The sequence below is a fragment of the Lysinibacillus sp. NPDC097231 genome (assembly GCF_044761885.1).
In the GTDB taxonomy this organism is placed as follows: domain Bacteria; phylum Bacillota; class Bacilli; order Bacillales_A; family Planococcaceae; genus Lysinibacillus.
On record NZ_JBIWDH010000006.1, the window covers coordinates 24,999 to 43,992 of the forward strand.

An 18,994-nucleotide genomic window follows, 5' to 3' on the forward strand; every position below is an offset into this window, starting at 1 on the left:
TAAGAATAGTACTAGTAATTGATCTCACAGAAAAAATGACCGCCAAAAGACGGTCATTTTTTCATCATTCTATCAATATCGTACCACAGTTTTGGCCAACATGTGAGGGCTCGTTTAGTAAACGGCACTAAATAATCTAAAAATACTAGCTGTTGATCTAACGGTAAATCCACTGCAAAAAGCCATTCACGCAATAACTCATTTGGATATTTTAAACGATGTAGCTTTCTTTTATCTAATCGCTTTAGCTCTGGTAACTCTTCAAAAACTTTACCAAGGTCATAATCTACTGCTGGCAATACACGATGTAACCATAGAATATATTCATCATCCGCTTCTCCAAGGTGTGCCAAATCAAAATCAATTAAACGCAATTTCCCATCGGAGCACCATAAAAAATTATGATGAACGACATCGCCATGTAAAAGGGTAATTTCTTTTTCAGGTACATTCTCCATAGCAATTAACTGTAATGACTTCTCACTATAGTGTAAAATTTGATCTATTTCTTCTTTCGTTAAAAATGCAAGAAATTCATTTTGTCTACTCTTAAAACGCATATGACGCATTTGCCATTTTAAAAGTTGTGAATAGGTGTGTAAGCCAGATAGTCTCTGCCAAGCAATTTTTTTATGTGTATCATGTAAAGCAACTAATAACTTAAGTGATTCTTTTCGGTCTATTTTATGTGCAAAATTAGCACTATTACTTTCTTCTTGCCAATCTTGTACGATTAAAAGCTCATCGTCACTTTTCACTAAAGGCAAGATAAGCGTGGGCTCAAGACGTTCAAGCTGTCGATGAATAAGTCTCACCTTGTCTGCTATTTCTAACTGCTTTGCTCGTTTGACAAAATAATTATTCGATCGATATTTATATTTCCAGATATTCGGCTTTACTTCCTCAACAATATACGCTTTTTTACCATCGATAAGGCGTCATCCCGCCTGGGTAAAAATGCGGTGACATCCATTGTCCTGACGGGTGATGCATTGGGTAATGTGACGGACATGGTGGTGGGCACGGCGGCGGTGGACAATGGCATGTGTCCATTTGCCAGCTCGGCATTACAGGCTGTGCATTACAACCACAAGAATGCTCCATTTTCATCTCTGGCATTGGCTGTACAGGGAAGAATGGAGATGTACTAGATTCTAAGAAATCCCCCATTCCTGCAACCTTTCCTGCTGGCATTTCACAAGATGGTTGTTCCGGCATTGTATAGGCCTCTACTTGTGGATGCATTGGCATTGGCCACCACATATGATGATGTACTGGTTGATGACAGCTTGCACAATGTGGCACCATTGGCATTTGTGGCATAATGAAAATAGGTTGTGGCATTGGTGCTGGTGCTGGTGGCGGTGGTTGAATTTGAACTGGCGGTGGTGTAACAGCTTGATTTTGCTCTATTGATGGCATGACAAGTTGTTGATTCCAACTTAGCTCTACAGGCTGTGGTACATACATTGGTTGCTGAGGCATCGGCATTGGCATTGGATAAGGTATTGGAATCATTTGTGGTTCTGGCATCGGTGGTGGTGGGACTACAACAGGTGGAGGCATTGGTCGCTGTATCTCTTTTTTTACAGTTTCTTTTATGTGAGTAGGTGACTCCTTATGTCCTTCTTTATGCGATTCCCAATGTGTCTCCTTATGCCCTTCTCGGTGGCCATCTCTGTGTCCTTCTCGGTGGCCTTCCCGATGATGTTCCCAGTTTGTTTCTCTATGTCCCTCTCGATGGCCTTCTCTATGTGTATCTTTGTGTGCTTTTTCAGGCAAAATAATTTCCATGCCAGGCACTATATAATCTGGGTTGGCAAGATGGGCATTGAGTCGCTTTAATTCTTCAAATGAAATGCCGTACTCTTTCGCAATCTTCCACAACGTATCTCCTTTTTGAACAATATGAATACGCAATTTTTTCCTCCCTTCCTCTCTACGTATCATATGTTCAATGTTTCATTTGGATACAAAAAATTCACGCATGTTGCAAATGCTTCATGGTACACTAGTTTTTAAGGAAAACTGCTTCCTTCATTACAGGCAGAGGTGATCTCTTATGAAAAAAATGTTAGGCGAAGAACGCCGACTGCAACTTCTAGCACAACTAAAAAATAGTTCAGCACCAATAACAGGGACAGACTTAGCTAAATTCGCTAATGTATCAAGACAAGTCATTGTTAATGATATGACATTATTAAAGGCTAGAAATGAACCTATTATTGCAACTAGTCAAGGCTATCTTTATATGAACCAGGAACAATTACACCATACTGTTGAACGTACAATCCCTTGCTTCCATACCTCAAAGGATACAGAAGATGAACTTATGACAATAGTTGATTGTGGTGGTACAGTAAAAAATGTTATTGTTGAACACTCTATTTATGGTGAAATTATAGCTTCCATTATGGTCTCTAACCGGCATGAGGTGAAGAAATTTATTCAACGAGTTACCGAAACACAGGCAAGTTATTTATCTGAACTCACTGGTGGTACACATCTTCATGTTATCTCTGCGCCTTCAGTTGAAATTTTAGATTTAATTGAGCAAACATTATATAAAAAGGGCTATTTAGTTGCGGATCAATAAATCTTTAATCTACATCCACTATAATTTCCCACAGATTTTGGACTTTAATAATTAAGTAGCTGCTAGTCTTAACCCCTTTAGCTCGTATTAACTTCACTTCATACTGCATGTTTAATGCCTATAACTACTTATAATTTTATTTACTCTACGACAAAAAAGAGCTATCCACAATTAGTTGGATAGCTTCAGTAGTTAAAGGAATCTTTTTCGTTGTACAGGTGTTGGCATTAGGCACACTTTTTTTCGACCGAATAGGCGATAGCGATTTTTAGCTACAATTCGGTAAACCGTATTTCGTATAAAAAGAGGCAAAAAGATGAAAACATAGCAAACTGGCCACAAGCCATCTAACTTCCGACATATTTTTAGTGCTGCTGTGGATTCAAAATACGCCTTTCCTTGTTCGATTAATATTACACTATCTATATTTTCAGGTATCTTATATTCAACAAGTAGTGCTTTCCCGGCCTCACTTTGGATGGATGCAAATTGAAAATAAGCTGCTTGATCATTTTTGATTATAAATTGCACACTGCTGTCACAAAAATTGCACACTCCGTCAAATCAATTTCGCCTTGGCGTAATTGCGTCCGGATTTTGAATTGTGCCTGCACAATTCATTCCTTTGAAAATCCGTGACATCCGCTGGAGGCTTTATTTTCATTCAGTAGGTGTTGCTGAATGAAGATAAAATAATGCCACCACCACAATAATTCCTCCTAGTCACTTCTATGCCTCGGCTGAAGTTAAATAAGTAAAGTATGTACCAAGTGACTTCACCTTGCAACCAAGTGCAGCTAGTTCTTCCATAGCTCCTCGCATCATAGGTTCTTTTTCATCTGCCAATACATCAATCATAAAGAAATAATCTCCTAAGCCTGTTTTTAATGGCCGTGACTCGATTTTACTTAAATTTAGCTGTCGCCAAGCAAATACTGATAATACTTGATGTAATGCCCCTGAACGGTCTGTTGGCAATGTTATCATGAAAGTAGTTTTTGCCTGACCCTCTGATAATTCTTGTGGTAATCGTATATTTTGCTTTGATAATACGAAGAAACGTGTATGGTTAAAATGGAAATCATGGATATTGGATTGTACGATTTCTAAGCCATATTTTTCAGCTGCCGCTGCATTCCCTACTGCCGCAATACACTCATTTGGATTTTCGGATACATATTTTGCCGCAGCTGCAGTTGATGTTGTTTGATGCAATGGAACATGGCTGAAGCGATAGAATAAGTACTTATGACATTGAGCTAACGCATGAGGATGCGAATAAACACCTTCAAGCGATTCCCAATGATCCTTCTGAGCTTTATTCACCATCAAATGCTGTTGGATTTTCAATTGAAGTTCCCCTGTAACATATAGAGTTGCCTCATGGAATAAATAATCGAGCGTTAATGACACAGAGCCCTCTAAAGCATTCTCCAGTGGTACCACCGCTAAATCTACTTTCCCTTCTGCGACTGCCTCTATGCATTCTGGAATTGACGTACAAGGGACGAGCCACTCATTCGGAAAGATTGCCTTTGTTGCTAAGTATGTAAATGATGCCTCTGGTCCTAAATATCCAATCCGTTTTTCCCATTGTTGCTCTGTCATTACATTTACCTCCTTCACTACAATTGTAGTATAAAGTTTAATTTCAAATAGTTAAAATGTAAAAATTTTGAATTTTCATTTTATGACTCAACATCAAATGTTAGGGTGAGGCACAATGTGAATTCTCCACATGTTTTGACGACTGCCCTTACCTATACGAACGTTCTATCCGTCTCTTAAGAGATAAGAATAAGGAGCTGTCCCAAAGATACTTAAATCAAGTGGGACTGCTCCTCTTAGAGCTTTATTTGCAGCCGTATGCCTGGATCCGTTCGCAAATTTTACACGCTCATTTATCTTTCAAAGGGAACTTTTAACCAATCTTACAATGCACCTGAACTAATGACTTCCGCTGACTCTACAAAATCTAAACGTTTAAGTTGTTGTATTAAATCATCAAGTTCACATGTCATACTCGTTACATCTAATGACAATGTAACATTAGCACGTCCTTGAATCGGTATTGTTTGATGGATAGTCAGTACATTGCAATGCGTAATTGTCACCGTTTCTAAAAGCTTAGCAAGTGTTCCTTTTCGGTCTTGAAGCTGTAAAAAGACTGTTAAAATGCGTTCCTGCACAATTGAGTGAAATGGAAATACAGCATCACGATATTTGTAAAACGCACTACGCGATAAATCCACCTGCTTTACCGCATCCCAAATGGAAGATACCGAACCACTTGAAAGTAGGTGCTTCGCCTCCAAAGTTTTTTGCATAGCATCGGTTAAAACATCTTCACGAACTAAATAATATCGCTGATTCGCAACATTCTTCATACGCTTCCCCCTAAAACTCTTGTCTTAATCGACAAATTCAAATTCAAACTCTTGTAGACGAACTGTATCGCCATCTTGTGCTCCACGTTCACGTAGAGCTTCATCTACACCCATTGCTCGCAATTGACGTGCAAAACGGCGAATACCATCTTCGCGGCTAAAGTCAGTCATTTTAAATAGGCGTTCAATTGCGTAACCACTAATGATAAATGTACCATCATCATCACGAGTAATTTCGAAATCTTCCCCTTTTGCTTCATGCTTGTACATTACTGTTGCTTCTGATTGCTCTTCTAAGTCATCATATAGAGGGAATTCAGGCGTCACTTCAAGTAAGTCCGCAATAGCAAATAGTAACTCTTTTAAACCTTGACGTGAAATTGCCGAAATAGGGAATATTTGTATATCTTCTTCCACTTTTTTGCGGAATTCCTCTAAGTTTTCTTCTGCTTCAGGCATATCCATTTTGTTTGCCACAATAATTTGTGGACGCTCTGTTAAACGAAGATTATATTGCTTTAGCTCTTCATTAATCGTTAAATAGTCCTCGTACGGATCGCGACCTTCCATTCCTGACATATCAATTACATGGACAATAACACGTGTACGTTCGATATGACGTAAAAACTGATGACCTAAGCCCACTCCTTGATGTGCTCCTTCAATAAGACCAGGTAAATCTGCCATCGCAAAGCTACGATGATCATCTGTTTCAATCATTCCTAGATTCGGAACAATTGTTGTAAAATGATATGCACCGATTTTTGGCTTAGCAGCAGAAACAACAGATAAAAGTGTTGATTTACCAACACTTGGGAAACCTACTAGTCCCACATCTGCTAAAACTTTTAACTCTAATATAACATTTAATTCTTGTCCTGGCTCACCTTTTTCAGAAAGTTCTGGAGCTGGATTTGCTGGTGTCGCAAAGCGAGAATTTCCTCGTCCACCTCGGCCTGCTTTAGCAATTATTGCTCTTTGCCCATGCTCGACTAAATCAGCAATGACAGCATTTGTTTCCTCATTGATAACAACTGTGCCTGGTGGTACTTTAACGATTAAATCGTCTGCACGTTTACCATGCATTCCTTTACTCATACCATGCTCACCACGGTCAGCCTTGAAATGGCGTTTGTAGCGGAAATCCATTAATGTACGTAAGCCTTCTTCTACTTCAAATACTACGTTACCACCATGTCCACCGTCTCCACCAGCTGGACCACCATTCGGTACATATTTTTCTCGGCGAAAGGCAACCATTCCGTCCCCACCGTCGCCACCTTTTACATAAATCTTAACGTGATCGACAAACATTTAGTTCACTCCCTATTTGCACTCATTACATATTGCCAGCACTTATTAGTCTGCTCAATTGTTTGAATGTCTAATTGTTTCAAACCTTTTTCGGTGAATGCGTCAGCACTCCATTGTCCATTTAGCGCGAAAGTCACGGCAAATGTATGATCGTCAACACGTACATTGAGCGCTAAGCTCTGCTCTGTAAATGGATCTAATGTATCATAAACATGCATAACTGTTCTGTTTAAGTAATCTACAATTTCCGAATCAATAGTATTTGTAACAGGCTTTTTTATCTCACCACTGAGCTTCATGGGTAATGAAGGATAGCGCCAGCCTGCTGTTTGTAGCCATTCGATTGTTTGTGGTAATTGTAAACGATTAAGGATAGAAAGTACTCGTAATTGTTCCGAATAATTTTGAATAAGTTTTTTCGATTCATCAATTCTACCTAAATCTAAATTCATGCGAATAAGCTGAAGCTGATTCACAAAATCATGATTTGCAAAACGTAATACTTCACTAATGGTTAGTGATTGATTGTTCATCCCATTCACTCCAATAAAGTTATCCTTACTAGTATAACAAGTTTTGCTGTATTTTTCCCTTAATTCTTCATCGAAATTTAGCCAAAAAAAGGACTGCAATAAATGCAGTCCTACGCTTTATATTTATCTTTATTATAAAGATTAAGCTTCTTGTGATGCTGGGTATACAGATACTTGTTTGCGATCGCGACCTAAGCGTTCGAATTTAACAACGCCGTCAACTTTAGCAAATAGTGTATCGTCACCACCACGACCTACGTTTGTACCTGGGTAAATTTTTGTACCGCGTTGACGGTAAAGAATTGAACCACCAGTTACGAATTGGCCATCAGCACGTTTAGCACCAAGACGTTTAGACTCAGAGTCACGTCCGTTTTTAGTAGAACCTACCCCTTTTTTAGATGCGAAAAGTTGAAGGTCTAATGCTAATAATAATTTCATCGAGTTCCACCTCCTACTTGTTTGTAGTTGATTTGGATGTATTGTCCATAATTTTGCACCATAGAATACACTTGGGCAGTCATTACTTGGACAATTAACTGTAGTTTTGCATCAATCTCAGGCTCTAAATCTGGCGGTAAATCTACCTTAAGATAGCCTCCACCTTCAGCAGCTTGTTCGATTTCTGGCTGTAATTGTAATAGTGCATAAATAGCATTTACCGTACCAATGGCAATTGTAGATGCTCCTGCACATACTAAATCCTTACCAGATTCATCGTATTCAGCATGTCCTGAAAATTCAAATGCTGACACATGTCTATTTTCATCGTGATGAATCGTAACTTGTATCATTCGCTACACCTCACAATTAAGCGTTGATAGTTTCAACAACTAATTTTGTGTAAGGTTGACGGTGACCTTGTTTACGACGGTAGTTCTTTTTAGCTTTCAATTTGAAAACAACGATTTTTTTCGCACGGCCTTCTTTAACAACTTTAGCTGTTACTGTAGCGCCTGCTACGAATGGAGCTCCAACTTTAACGTTTTCGCCACCTACGAATAAAACTTTATCGAAAGTTACAACTTCGTCAGCTTCTACGCCTAATTTCTCAACATAGATTTCTTGACCAGCTTCTACTTTGATTTGTTTACCACCAGTTTCAATAATTGCGTACATTTTACTGCACCTCCTCTTAGACTCAGACTCGCCTGTATATGAAGGTGATCATAAGATACTTAAACCTTCACAGAGCGGTTGTAGTAGCACGGGTGCTACAAACAATAACATTAAAATATTACCACATGAATATTCTTAAGTCAATCTATTCATTACATATTTCTCAAAGGCAATCCTATATTTTCGATAACTCCATTCTTTTAACGCTTGAAGCCATATAAATAAACATAGAACTGCTAAAAAAATAGATTGAGGTAAGTGACTTACAGTTATTATGAACAGGATAAACGTAGTAATAAGGGACAGCCAATAGTAATATTCAACCACACGAACACTTGGATAAAATAAAAATAAACATGCTAAAAGTATTCTACCACCGTCTAGTGGAATAATCGGTATAACATTGATTGTTAATAGCACAAACTGCACATTGACGAGCTTATCGGCAAGTAGTTCTGGCATAAAAAAAGCGAGGCCAATCCCTATTAGGGTAGCGATTGGTCCTCCTAAGGCAATCCATAGAAGTGACGATGCTGGCACGACTGCAGGATTTTCAAATTCGATTTCCCCCCCGTAAGGTGTAATTATGCATGATTTTACCTTAACACCGCATAGCATGGCAGCTAACAGATGTCCTGCTTCATGCCATAGTAACGAAGATAAAATAATGGCGTAATAAGCAATTTGACCACTAAAAATCATTAAAAATACAAGAGGGATACATAGAAGATGTAGTTTAATCTTCATCTGATGCCGTTGTTTCCAACCACTGTACAATCTGCTCTAAATTATAATATGTTTTATCCTTTTCTATCGATATATAAAGTTGTCCAGCCTCTTTCATGCCGATTAAATCATTTGCCTGCAACGTTGTATATGGTAATTGCGCTAAACTATCAAGCATACCATATGAAACTGTTGTGCCATCATCATAGCTAATCGTCATCGTTTTCCCGGTATATTTTGTATGACCTGTAAAAACGACAAGACCATTCTGTCCGGCATAAACAGGTAGGCCAATGTCATACTGCAATAAAAAACCTTCCTTAAAAACTTGTGCATTGGCAAATGTTAATAGCTCCGTTCGTCCAACATCACTCGATACCAAAATTGTTGTATCCTCTTTATTTAGCCAGCTTTGACCAAGCTCGCTTAAATAAGTTAAATCTGCTGATGTAGTTACGAGCTTTCGCACAGGTGTGTCCAATACGCCTTGATCCTCTAAACGAATAACGAGCATGATTCCAGCCACAAGTAAGATTGTTATTATCCATTTCCATTTCTTAAACAAGCCCTCATCCTTTTTTCACACTATATGAGGCTGCATGTCCATTCATGCAAAAAAAACCTTCTCGTACAAATGCACGAAAAGGCTTAAGATTATCTTGAAAACAATGCTTTAAGTTTTGAAAATACACCACGTTGTTCATCTTCAATTGCCATAAGCGGCACAGACTCACCAAGTATTCGACGGGCAATATTACGATAGCCCAAAGATGCTTTATTCGTAGGATCCATCACTACTGGTTCACCTTTATTAGATGATGAAATAACGCCTTCACTATCTACGATTATCCCTAATAGATCGATAGATAAATGTGTCGTAATTTCATTGACATCCAGTGTATCACCGTTTTTCATCATATGCTGGCGAATACGATTAATAATTAGTTTAGGCGCAGTAATTTCTTCTTGTTCAAGTAGTCCAATAATTCGATCAGCATCACGTACAGCAGAGATTTCTGGCGTTGTTACGACAATCGCATGATCTGCACCAGCAACAGCATTGCGATAGCCTTGTTCAATGCCTGCAGGGCAGTCTATTAAAACATAATCATAGTCCCTTTTTAATTCCTCTACTAAGCTCTTCATTTGCTCAGGTGTAACAGCATTTTTATCTGTCGTTTGAGCAGCAGGTAATAAAAATAGTTTCTCATCTACACGTTTATCCTTTATTAACGCTTGATGAATCTTACAGCGTCCTTCAACAACATCCACTAAATCATAAATAATTCGATTCTCCAGACCCAAAATTACGTCCAAATTACGTAGGCCAATATCAGTATCTACTAAACATATTTTTTTACCTTGTAGAGCCAATGCAGTCCCAAGGTTAGCCGTTGTCGTTGTTTTTCCGACACCGCCTTTACCTGAAGTTATGACGATCGCTTCTCCCACACTAGCTTCCTCCCTTAGACACATTTAACAATGGTCGAATATTTTTTAACGCGTGAATTTGATCGTACGTAATGCGTCCATCATAGTCAATAAATGCACAAGTCATTTCTGCATGATTAATTGCTTGCACATGTTCGTCTGACATTACCTGAACTTGATCAGCAATCATGATATGTGTGGCTTCAAAGCGAGATGCTGCAATGATTGCTTCTTTATTGCCATGAACGCCCGCATGTGCAATTCCTTTGAGCTTACCTAGGACATACACATTACCACCAGCTTCTACACGTCCGTTGGGATTGACATTCCCCACAATAATAATATCTCCTGGCGAACGCAGAATTTGACCCGATCTGACCACGCCTATATATGTATCTTGTTGACTTTCAATCATTTTCTGGTTGCTCTCATGGACAGTCAGAACTTCACTTTGCACCTTTGCTACGATTAATTGCTCTGTTTCTTGAACAATTTTAATGAGCTCCTTGATTTGTTCATCAGAACAGTATCGATAGCCTAAATATAATTGTACATCTACTTTACTATCGATACCGCTTTCTGAAACTTTCTTCTTTAACTCTTCTATTAAATCGACATATGCGCATTGATCATCTAAACGAAGAACAAAACCATCCTTTGTTCCCTTCATATTAACTAACTGTTTTTTCATGAATGCCTCACCTCACGTTGCTCTTTGTTAAGAAACCTCACGTGCTCTCTGTAAGACACGCGCATTAATTAGATATTTGAAGGCCCAACCAAGAATCATTAAGAATAACGTATTTGCAATGATCGTTGGCAGTAGTCGTGAACTTAGGAAATCCGATAATGGGATCGCTGTAAAGTCGATTAGATAGAAGAACTGATAGAGTACAAATTCTAAAATTGCTACTAAAACAACTGAGATCGTCGTTGTCACAACTAAGTGCTGATGAATAACTTTCACGATAGACCCTGCTAAAAAACAAGTAAGTGGATATAGCACTGAGTATAATCCAATAATATCAATGTAAAACACATCATACAAGACACCAAAAAAAAGTCCATACATTACCGCACGTTGACGGCTGTAATAGATGGATATAAATATTAAATATAAGATTAAAAATCTAGGAACTAAATAATAGACCTGCCCCTTCACTTCAATTGGTGAAAGCATCGCAAACTGCGGTTCTAGTAAAAATAGTATAACCGCCACAGAGGGGATGAGAAATCGAACCATTATTTTGCCTCCTCTTCATTCGCCTCTGGTGGATGTGTTAAATCCTCGTTCGATGCTGTACCATCAGATCCATCTATCACTGTAGAAGTGCGTTTAGCGATAACAACATGGTCTAAAATTGAAAAATCTGCAGATGGTTTTACATAAGCCATTTTTGTTAAGCCAAAATCATCTGTGCTTACTTCAGTAATTTCTCCAATTGGCACACCTTTTGGGAAAATACCACCTAAACCTGATGAAACTACTTGCTGGCCTTTCTTAACTGTTAAACTAGAATCGATTCGCTTCATAATGAGTCTATTACGTTCTTCATCAAAGCCCTCGATTAAACCGTATGCTGCTTTATCTCCTAAAACCATCGCAGAAACACGATAGTTTGGATTATTCGTATATAAAAGCTCTACCTCAGAGGTGAAAGGTGTCACTAAAGTAATTTTACCGACTAACCCTTTCGCTGTCATAACTGCCATATTTTTTTCTACACCATGTGAAGATCCTTTATCTAAAGTAATTTTTTCTTCCCACTGGTCAGGATTTCTAGCAATAACCGTTGCTTGAATCGGATTAAATGCTTTTAAACTCTCCGATTTGTCGAGGAGCTCACGAAACTTTTCATTTTCTAATTTTAAATCCGACGCTTCGGCTTGTACAACCGCAAAATCATCTAAGCGTGCTTTTAAACGTTTATTTTCTTCGTACGTGTTTAAGAGGGAGTCAATATCATTAAAAATACCAGTAATATAATTCGCCGGCTTCGCAACAATAGATTGTGCGACGCCGACAGTATCTTTAATAATTTGCTCTGGTAAAGTTGCATTTGTCCGATCACGTAATGAGAAGCTAATCAATGCCACAAGAAAAACCATGCCTACGAGCAGCAAAATTAATTTCTTATTGAAAAAAAAATGTGGCATTGCCTAAACCTCCTTACCCTTTAACTTGTTGTTGACGGATTAAATCAATATGATCAAGAGCTTTACCTGTACCAATAGCAACACAGTCAAGTGGATCTTCTGCGATGAATACTGGCATATTTGTCTCTTGACTAATAACTTTGTCTAAATTCGTTAATAGCGCACCGCCACCTGTTAACACAATACCGCGTTCCATTACGTCTGCAGATAATTCTGGTGGTGTTTGTTCTAAAGTTTTTCGGACACCATCAATAATAGATGCTACTGCTTCACGTAAAGATTCAGAAATTTCCTGAGAAGAAATTTCGATTGTTTTAGGTAAACCTGTTAATAGGTCACGCCCTCTTATCTCCATTTTGTTTTCCGGACCTTCAGCTAGCGCTGTACCAATTTCCATCTTTACTGCTTCTGCAGTACGTTCACCAATTGTTAAGTTATATGATTTACGAATATACGAAATGATGGATTGGTCCATTGCATCCCCGCCAACTCGAACGGATTCACTAGTGACAATACCACCTAATGAAATAACTGCAACTTCTGTTGTACCACCACCAATGTCAACAACCATTGACCCTGTTGGATCCCATACTGGTAAGTTCGAACCGATAGCTGCTGCAAATGGTTCTTCAATTGTAAATGCTTCTTTCGCACCTGCTTGACGAGCAGCATCGATCACTGCACGTTGTTCTACTGATGTAATACCGTAAGGCACACAAATCATGACATTCGGTTTTTTCCAATTGCCACCGGAATTTTTACAAGCTTCTTTTAAGTAATATTCTATCATTGCTGTAGTGATATCAAAATCAGCAATTACGCCATCCTTCATAGGACGGATGGCTACGATTGAGCCAGGTGTACGACCAATCATATTTTTAGCATCATTACCAACTGCAACGATGTCTCCAGTTTTTGTATTCTTTGCTACGACTGAAGGTTCGCGTAAAACGATTCCCTTCCCTTTTATAAACACTAATGTATTCGCTGTGCCAAGGTCAATCCCGACATCCTTGCTTCCTAATCCAAACAAATTTTGTACTCCCTTTCTATTTAAGCCATACTTTCGTTGACATTAATTACACCCCAGCCCGTATTTACGTCCGGAGCTTTATCTTCATTTAGTCGGTGCCCAACACTTACTGGAAAAATTACACACTCATTCACCTCACCACCTACTAGGTGGGAGTCGCCTACTGAACGAAGATAAAATCATACCGTTCATTATAACGGAAAAACGCAAGAATTTATAGTGCCACATACCTCTTCTTGCGGAAAAGATACTATTTTAATTCCCTCTTAAACTAAAAATAGTACGTATAGATTAGAATATAATTTTTATCCCTATAAGACAACGTGTAACAGGCTACCAATTTTTGTGAATATTATAGACATTTCTACGAATACAATAACGTTTTATATCAAAAAAGGTTCGCCTACCTTTGTAACCTTTCGCAAAAAAATACAAAATATTTATTTTTACAATAATAATCGTCTAGTATGTATAAGAAATACTAAATACATAAAAACTCTGCAAAATATATGCAGAGTTAAAAATAACCTTTTTCTTTCAAGCTAATAAACTGATGATCACCGATGATAACATGATCTATTAAATCAATGCCTATAATGTAACCAGCATCTATTATTCTTTTCGTCACTTCAATATCCTCAGTACTCGGTGTTGGGACACCACTAGGATGATTATGCGCACAAATTATAGATGCCGCAGATCTCTTTACAGCCTCGCGAAAGATCTCGCGTGGATGGACGATTGAAGCATTTAAACTGCCAATAAAAATTGTCTGCTTATGAATAATTTGATTTTTTACGTTTAAAAAGAGTACTACGAAATGTTCCTGACTTAATGAGGTCATATCAGGCATTAAATAGGCAGCAACATCTTGCGGAGAACGTATTGTAAATTTTTCATCATTTTGTTTTTGAGCTAGACGTCTACCCAGTTCAATGGCCGCTAATAATTGAATGGCTTTGACCTCACCAATTCCTTTAATAGCAACCATTTCTTCTATTGTTGCATGTTTCAAATGATGCAAACGCTCAAAAACACTTAGTACACGATTCGCAAGTACAAGAACGGACTCTTCTTTAGTGCCTGTCCTTAATAAAATAGCCAGCAGCTCCTGATTCGATAAACTCATAGCTCCTTGCCTCAATAGCCTCTCTCGAGGACGATCCTCTATATTAACGTCTCGTATCATCGTACTTGGTAAAACATCACTCGTCAAAAAAGTCTCACTCCTTCGCAAATTGGATAATATTAAGTGCTACCAATTGCGTAAACAACGCTGCAAGTGGTAAGCCGACAACATTGTTATAATCTCCTTCAATTCGCTTCACTAAAAGGGTTCCAGCAGTTTGAATGCCATAACCTCCTGCTTTATCAAATGGATCTCCCGAATCTACATACGCTTCGATTAGCTCCTGAGATAAATGATGGAAAACAACGGTTGTTTCTTCGACAAACGTGGTTTCATTACCGTCTGGCTCAATAATGGCAACAGCTGTCATGACCGCATGATGTTTGCCTGATAGACGTATTAAATGAGAGATTGCTTCCTCACGAGTTTTAGGTTTATGCAGTAGCTCATCATTATAAACAACGATTGTATCCGCTCCAATAATTGTTACATTTGGTGCCTTTTTTGCCACATCACGTGTTTTTAATAGAGCTACACCCTTTACATAATCTTGCATTGTAGGTGCCTGTATGCTTGTCTCTTCTACTTCACTCGTTATAATGTCGAATGGAAGTGATAGCATTGCAAGTAATTCTTTGCGTCGCGGTGAAGCAGAAGCAAGCACTAATTTGTGATTTGTTTTAAACATTATCTGACCAATCCTCCTTACTAATTATCATAACGGAGAATTTGGTATTTGAAAATTTTCAAAAAATCAAGATAAAGCCCTTTTCACAATGTTTTATGCTTAAAATTTCACTTGAAGACAAGTATTTTTCGATTTGTAATGCGCAAAAACTTGTAGGCGAATAATATTGATATCGTTTGAAATAGAAGATGCTGCCGTTCCAATTGATTGCCAATCAGCAGGCAATGTAGAATCCTTCAAGTTATCCTTAAAATTTAATTTTGTTGCATTTTTATCAGCTAGTACAGAAGGAATTTCTGCAAACGTTGGTTCTTTACAGCTATCACCGCTTACACTAAAAGCTTTTTTAAATGTTGCTGGATCTTCTAAAAAAACTAGCTGACTTTCATCTGTCACCATACTAGTCCAAACATAAAATTTTCCATCAACTTCGACAATGGCACTTTCTTTTAAGGAAGGATGTTCAGATACAAATGAGCTTGCACTTTCATAATTAGAATAAACTCCTGCCTGACTTGCATAAAACATGGATGACTTTGTCGCTCCTCCTGCTGTAGGAATTGTTTTTGCGTCTGTATTATTTGTAGTATTATCGGCTACCTCGTTGGTATCGTTTTTTAAAGATAGTTGAGTACTCGCTTGAAGAATTCCTAAAAAAATGGCTACACCAAAAAGTCCGACTAACCCTCCAATAAACATTGCTCGAAATACTTGTTGTTTCATCACCTGACTTACAATTTTCATTCATCCATCACCTCTTCCTTCAAGATATCAATTTCAATTTAAAAAAGACGAGACTGCTTACGACTACAATTTGATATAAGTATATGTACAGAAGTGTGTGTAAATGCTAATTTACTACATTTTGATTTAGTAGTTGTTTTCGAGCTTTAAGATAAACAATTTACTATTTTTAGGTGTGACAGAGACAAATTTAATTTTTATATAGAAACTACTAATTATCTATTCAACATAAAAAAGGAATTTATAAAAAGAAAATCGAAAATATAGTTATTGAAAAGAGAAGGGAATGGGTAATCCAATAATTATTGGATTGAACAAACTGATCTATTGGAAAAAGTCTTGAGGGAATGAGCGTGTTGCTCAATTTGTGAAAGTGCTTGGTGGGAAGATTACCAGTGGCCTTAAACTTTTCCCAGCCCTACTTACTATGCTTTTTATTTCGAAGATCCTTGTGGAAATCATTATGAAATAGTCCATCGTACAAACTGATGAAGGGAATTACCATGCTAACTAGAAAAGAAAATCAGGACCCATTTTTATAATGAGCACCTGATTTTCATTGAAATTTTTATATAGTTTTTAATCTACTACGCACTTCTGTTAATAAATACAAAGAGCCCGATACGATAGTTCTTGATTTGCTTTTTGACTGCTGTTGTAAAAATTGTGCATAATCGACTAAAACTTCTTTATGGGAGGCATTAGACAACCCCAGCATTTTTTGTGCAGTCATCGCACGTGGATTATGAAAATCAACAAAATAAAAACGATCACTTACCTGCTCAAAAAGATGTAAAATCTCTACTACTGCTTTATCAGCTAGTATGCCAATGACAAAAGTAAGCTGCTCTCCTGGGAATTCTTGTCTTATCGTTGCTATTAACTTCTCAGCACTAGCCGGATTATGGGCACCGTCTAAAATGATATAAGACAGGATCTCTTCAAAGCGTCCTAAAATGGTTGCTTTTGTAACAGCATGCTGAATAGCATCTTTGCTTACTTGTATCTCTAGTGCGGTTGCCACTTCAAGAAAGGCTGTGATAGCAAGTGCCATATTATGCGCTTGATGCGCCCCCTTCATTGAGCGAAGAAGTTTTGTAATATGGAAGCTCTTTTCACGATGTTCGTAGAGCTCTCCCACATTCTCTTGCTCCACATAAAATTGACGATTTAGCTCAAGAACAGGTGAATGTTTTTTCTGAGCCTCTTGATAGACAACATTCTTTGCCACTAAAGGTAAATCACCGATAATAACTGGTCGATATAGCTTAATAATTCCTGCTTTATGGTGAGCGATACTTTCAATCGTATTGCCTAAAAATTTTGTATGCTCTAATGCGATGCTCGGTATAATTGACACAATTGGTGTCACCACATTCGTGCTATCTAGTAACCCCCCCATACCAGCTTCAATAAGGGCGATATCGACGTTACTAGCAACAAAATGTAAAAATGCTGCAACAGTTATAAGTTCAAAATCTGTTAGTTTCCCACTAAGTCCAGCTATCTGCATTTGTTGGAATACGCGATTCATCTCCGCTTCTGTTATAGCTTGACCCTCCACTTGAATTTGGTCATGTACGTCCAAGATACAAGGGGACATAAATTTACCAACACGTAAGCCATGTTCCTTAGCAATTGATTCGAGAAATGTAAGTGTCGAGCCTTTACCATTCGTGCCCGCTACATGTACAACTTGCAATTTTTTCTCTGGATTGCCTACTAGTGTCAATGCCTCTTCAATCGCAGTAAGGCCCGGTTTAATAATATCATCGCTCTTAACGTTCCATATTTCCTTATAGCTATTCAGTTTTGGAATCATTTTCTCTCCCCCTGTAGCCATTGTCGAACTTCCGCTATAAAATACAATGAACCTGTTATTACTACAATATCTTGAGCATCTTTTTGATGCAGCACTGTTTGAACTAGTTCTTTCCAATTCTCATTGAATGCTATATTTGTGTTGGTAGATAATGTAGCTAATTTTTCAGCATGCATTGCATTCGGTAAATCGATTTGTGTAAAGGCGATTGATGTAGCAACAGTATCCATTAAAGCAATACTATTTGTATGATCTTTATCTGATAATGCTGCATATATAAATCGATAGTTTTGGTTTGGATACACCGTTTTAAGTGTTTGAATGAGGGCAGCTGTTCCTTCTGAATTATGTGCTCCGTCTAATACAATATTGCCAGGTAATTGCTCAAATCGACCTGCCCACTGAGCATTTGCCAATGCTTGACGAACTGCTTCGTCTGAAATGTTAATTGCTCTATTCTCTCTTAACGTTAGGATAGCTGTGATTGCTAGACTTGCATTATCTATTTGATGTGATCCAGCCATTTTTAATGAGACATCTGCCATCTCCACATTTGCTTTTTGGTAATGAAAATGCTGCATATTAGTACCTTGTATAGCGTTTTCAACAGTAAAATCTTCCCCTAAAACGAGGCATGGCGCATGACGCTTAAGGGCCACCTCTCGAATTACAGTAAGTGCCGTATCACTTTTAACACCAACTATAACAGGTACACCTTCTTTAATAATCCCTGCCTTCTCAAACGCTACTTTCGCTAACGTATCTCCTAAAAACGCAGTATGTTCTAATGAAATCGTTGTAATAATTGATATAAGTGGCGTAATGACATTTGTAGCATCTAAACGTCCACCAAGACCTGTTTCAATAAGTGCGATATCTACATCTTGATCCGCAAAATATTGGAACATTATTAATGTTACGACCTCAAAAAAGCTTGGAAACTCTCCCCCATAATGTGTCTCAATAATTTCAGCAACTTTGTTCATATAGTGTAAAAACTGTGTATCAGAAATTTGCAATCCATTAATGGTCATTCTTTCATTGACACGTTCTAAATGTGGTGAAGTAAAGGCACCTACTTTATAGCCAGCATGTTGCAACATTTCTCTTAACGCATTCACTGTTGAACCCTTGCCATTTGAGCCTGCTAAATGTATTGTGCGCAGCTTGTCCTGTGGGTTATTTAAAAGTGCTAGTACCTCTCGCATCAACACGAGTGGTTCACGTTTATGGTCAACTGCCTTTAATGTAAAAATAAATTCTGTACACTCTTTCATCGTTTTAAACAAAAGAAACACTCCCTCTTCCTACAATA

Annotated in this window: 23 protein-coding genes and 1 other annotated feature; of the genes, 1 reads left to right on the forward strand and 22 read right to left on the reverse strand. The window is 38.0% G+C overall.

The genetic code is table 11. The annotated features are described in order from the left end of the window. Positions 1–53: 53 nt before the first annotated feature. Positions 54–815 (reverse strand): phosphotransferase, encoded by a 762-nt coding sequence (locus ACIQXF_RS05815; RefSeq protein WP_402780106.1) that lies wholly within the window; start codon positions 813–815, stop codon positions 54–56. A gap of 106 nt (positions 816–921) precedes the next feature. Further along, positions 922–1,920 (reverse strand): LysM peptidoglycan-binding domain-containing protein, encoded by a 999-nt coding sequence (locus ACIQXF_RS05820; RefSeq protein WP_402780107.1) that lies wholly within the window; start codon positions 1,918–1,920, stop codon positions 922–924. 142 nt (positions 1,921–2,062) lie between these two features. Between ACIQXF_RS05820 and ACIQXF_RS05825 the strand changes: the two genes are divergently transcribed. Further along, positions 2,063–2,596: a transcription repressor NadR gene (locus ACIQXF_RS05825; RefSeq protein ID WP_402780109.1), complete on the forward strand. Its 534-nt coding sequence runs from the start codon at positions 2,063–2,065 to the stop codon at positions 2,594–2,596. A 192-nt stretch (positions 2,597–2,788) separates the two neighbouring features. On the opposite strand, the gene ACIQXF_RS05830 is transcribed toward ACIQXF_RS05825, so the two are convergent. The 20 genes from ACIQXF_RS05830 to ACIQXF_RS05925 all read right to left on the reverse strand — a co-directional run bounded on the left by ACIQXF_RS05830 (position 2,789) and on the right by ACIQXF_RS05925 (position 18,968). Then, a complete protein-coding gene (locus ACIQXF_RS05830; RefSeq protein ID WP_402780111.1) occupies positions 2,789–3,151 on the reverse strand; it encodes a thiol-disulfide oxidoreductase DCC family protein in 363 nt (120 codons plus the stop codon). Positions 3,152–3,325: 174 nt separating this feature from the next. Then, positions 3,326–4,204: a prephenate dehydratase gene (pheA, locus tag ACIQXF_RS05835; protein WP_402780113.1), complete on the reverse strand. Its 879-nt coding sequence runs from the start codon at positions 4,202–4,204 to the stop codon at positions 3,326–3,328. Between the two features lie 323 nt (positions 4,205–4,527). After that, positions 4,528–4,983 carry an ACT domain-containing protein gene (locus ACIQXF_RS05840; RefSeq protein WP_053484814.1) on the reverse strand — a complete coding sequence of 152 codons (456 nt, stop codon included), beginning with the start codon at positions 4,981–4,983 and terminating at the stop codon, positions 4,528–4,530. Between the two features lie 24 nt (positions 4,984–5,007). Continuing rightward, the gene (gene obgE / locus ACIQXF_RS05845; RefSeq protein WP_402780115.1) at positions 5,008–6,297 is read right to left on the reverse strand and encodes a GTPase ObgE; all 1,290 of its coding nucleotides are present in this window, start codon (positions 6,295–6,297) and stop codon (positions 5,008–5,010) included. Between the two features lie 5 nt (positions 6,298–6,302). Next, on the reverse strand, positions 6,303–6,830 hold the full coding sequence (locus tag ACIQXF_RS05850; RefSeq protein WP_402780117.1) for a Spo0B domain-containing protein: 528 nt from the start codon (positions 6,828–6,830) through the stop codon (positions 6,303–6,305). Between the two features lie 141 nt (positions 6,831–6,971). Further along, positions 6,972–7,271: a 50S ribosomal protein L27 gene (gene rpmA / locus ACIQXF_RS05855; protein ID WP_053484817.1), complete on the reverse strand. Its 300-nt coding sequence runs from the start codon at positions 7,269–7,271 to the stop codon at positions 6,972–6,974. After that, positions 7,268–7,624, reverse strand: a complete 357-nt coding sequence (locus ACIQXF_RS05860; RefSeq protein ID WP_402780119.1) for a ribosomal-processing cysteine protease Prp — start codon at positions 7,622–7,624, stop codon at positions 7,268–7,270. The genes rpmA and ACIQXF_RS05860 overlap by 4 nt, the downstream gene beginning before the upstream one ends. Positions 7,625–7,640: 16 nt before the next feature. Next, on the reverse strand, positions 7,641–7,949 hold the full coding sequence (gene rplU / locus ACIQXF_RS05865) for a 50S ribosomal protein L21 (protein ID WP_402780121.1): 309 nt from the start codon (positions 7,947–7,949) through the stop codon (positions 7,641–7,643). 14 nt (positions 7,950–7,963) lie between these two features. Further along, positions 7,964–8,039 (reverse strand) — a sequence feature (ribosomal protein L21 leader region). Between the two features lie 45 nt (positions 8,040–8,084). Then, a complete protein-coding gene (locus tag ACIQXF_RS05870; RefSeq protein WP_402780123.1) occupies positions 8,085–8,696 on the reverse strand; it encodes a site-2 protease family protein in 612 nt (203 codons plus the stop codon). Beyond that, positions 8,686–9,240 (reverse strand): peptidoglycan DD-metalloendopeptidase family protein, encoded by a 555-nt coding sequence (locus tag ACIQXF_RS05875; protein ID WP_402780125.1) that lies wholly within the window; start codon positions 9,238–9,240, stop codon positions 8,686–8,688. The genes ACIQXF_RS05870 and ACIQXF_RS05875 overlap by 11 nt, the downstream gene beginning before the upstream one ends. 89 nt (positions 9,241–9,329) lie before the next feature. Beyond that, a complete protein-coding gene (minD, locus tag ACIQXF_RS05880; protein WP_402780127.1) occupies positions 9,330–10,127 on the reverse strand; it encodes a septum site-determining protein MinD in 798 nt (265 codons plus the stop codon). 1 nt (position 10,128) lies between these two features. Beyond that, entirely contained in the window at positions 10,129–10,797 is a 669-nt protein-coding gene (gene minC, locus ACIQXF_RS05885; protein ID WP_402780129.1) for a septum site-determining protein MinC, read from the reverse strand. 27 nt (positions 10,798–10,824) lie between these two features. Next, positions 10,825–11,349, reverse strand: coding sequence for a rod shape-determining protein MreD (gene mreD, locus ACIQXF_RS05890; protein ID WP_402780131.1), 525 nt, complete (start codon positions 11,347–11,349; stop codon positions 10,825–10,827). Beyond that, positions 11,349–12,263 carry a rod shape-determining protein MreC gene (gene mreC / locus ACIQXF_RS05895; RefSeq protein ID WP_402780133.1) on the reverse strand — a complete coding sequence of 305 codons (915 nt, stop codon included), beginning with the start codon at positions 12,261–12,263 and terminating at the stop codon, positions 11,349–11,351. The genes mreD and mreC overlap by 1 nt, the downstream gene beginning before the upstream one ends. A gap of 13 nt (positions 12,264–12,276) precedes the next feature. After that, positions 12,277–13,296, reverse strand: coding sequence for a rod shape-determining protein (locus ACIQXF_RS05900; protein ID WP_402780135.1), 1,020 nt, complete (start codon positions 13,294–13,296; stop codon positions 12,277–12,279). A 517-nt stretch (positions 13,297–13,813) separates the two neighbouring features. Beyond that, positions 13,814–14,485, reverse strand: coding sequence for a RadC family protein (radC, locus tag ACIQXF_RS05905; protein ID WP_402780305.1), 672 nt, complete (start codon positions 14,483–14,485; stop codon positions 13,814–13,816). A gap of 34 nt (positions 14,486–14,519) precedes the next feature. Next, the gene (locus tag ACIQXF_RS05910; RefSeq protein WP_402780137.1) at positions 14,520–15,113 is read right to left on the reverse strand and encodes a Maf family protein; all 594 of its coding nucleotides are present in this window, start codon (positions 15,111–15,113) and stop codon (positions 14,520–14,522) included. Positions 15,114–15,212: 99 nt separating this feature from the next. After that, entirely contained in the window at positions 15,213–15,857 is a 645-nt protein-coding gene (locus ACIQXF_RS05915) for a hypothetical protein (RefSeq protein ID WP_402780139.1), read from the reverse strand. A 568-nt stretch (positions 15,858–16,425) separates the two neighbouring features. Then, a complete protein-coding gene (locus ACIQXF_RS05920) occupies positions 16,426–17,679 on the reverse strand; it encodes a bifunctional folylpolyglutamate synthase/dihydrofolate synthase (protein ID WP_402780141.1) in 1,254 nt (417 codons plus the stop codon). After that, on the reverse strand, positions 17,676–18,968 hold the full coding sequence (locus ACIQXF_RS05925; RefSeq protein ID WP_402780143.1) for a bifunctional folylpolyglutamate synthase/dihydrofolate synthase: 1,293 nt from the start codon (positions 18,966–18,968) through the stop codon (positions 17,676–17,678). The genes ACIQXF_RS05920 and ACIQXF_RS05925 overlap by 4 nt, the downstream gene beginning before the upstream one ends. Positions 18,969–18,994: the final 26 nt, after the last annotated feature.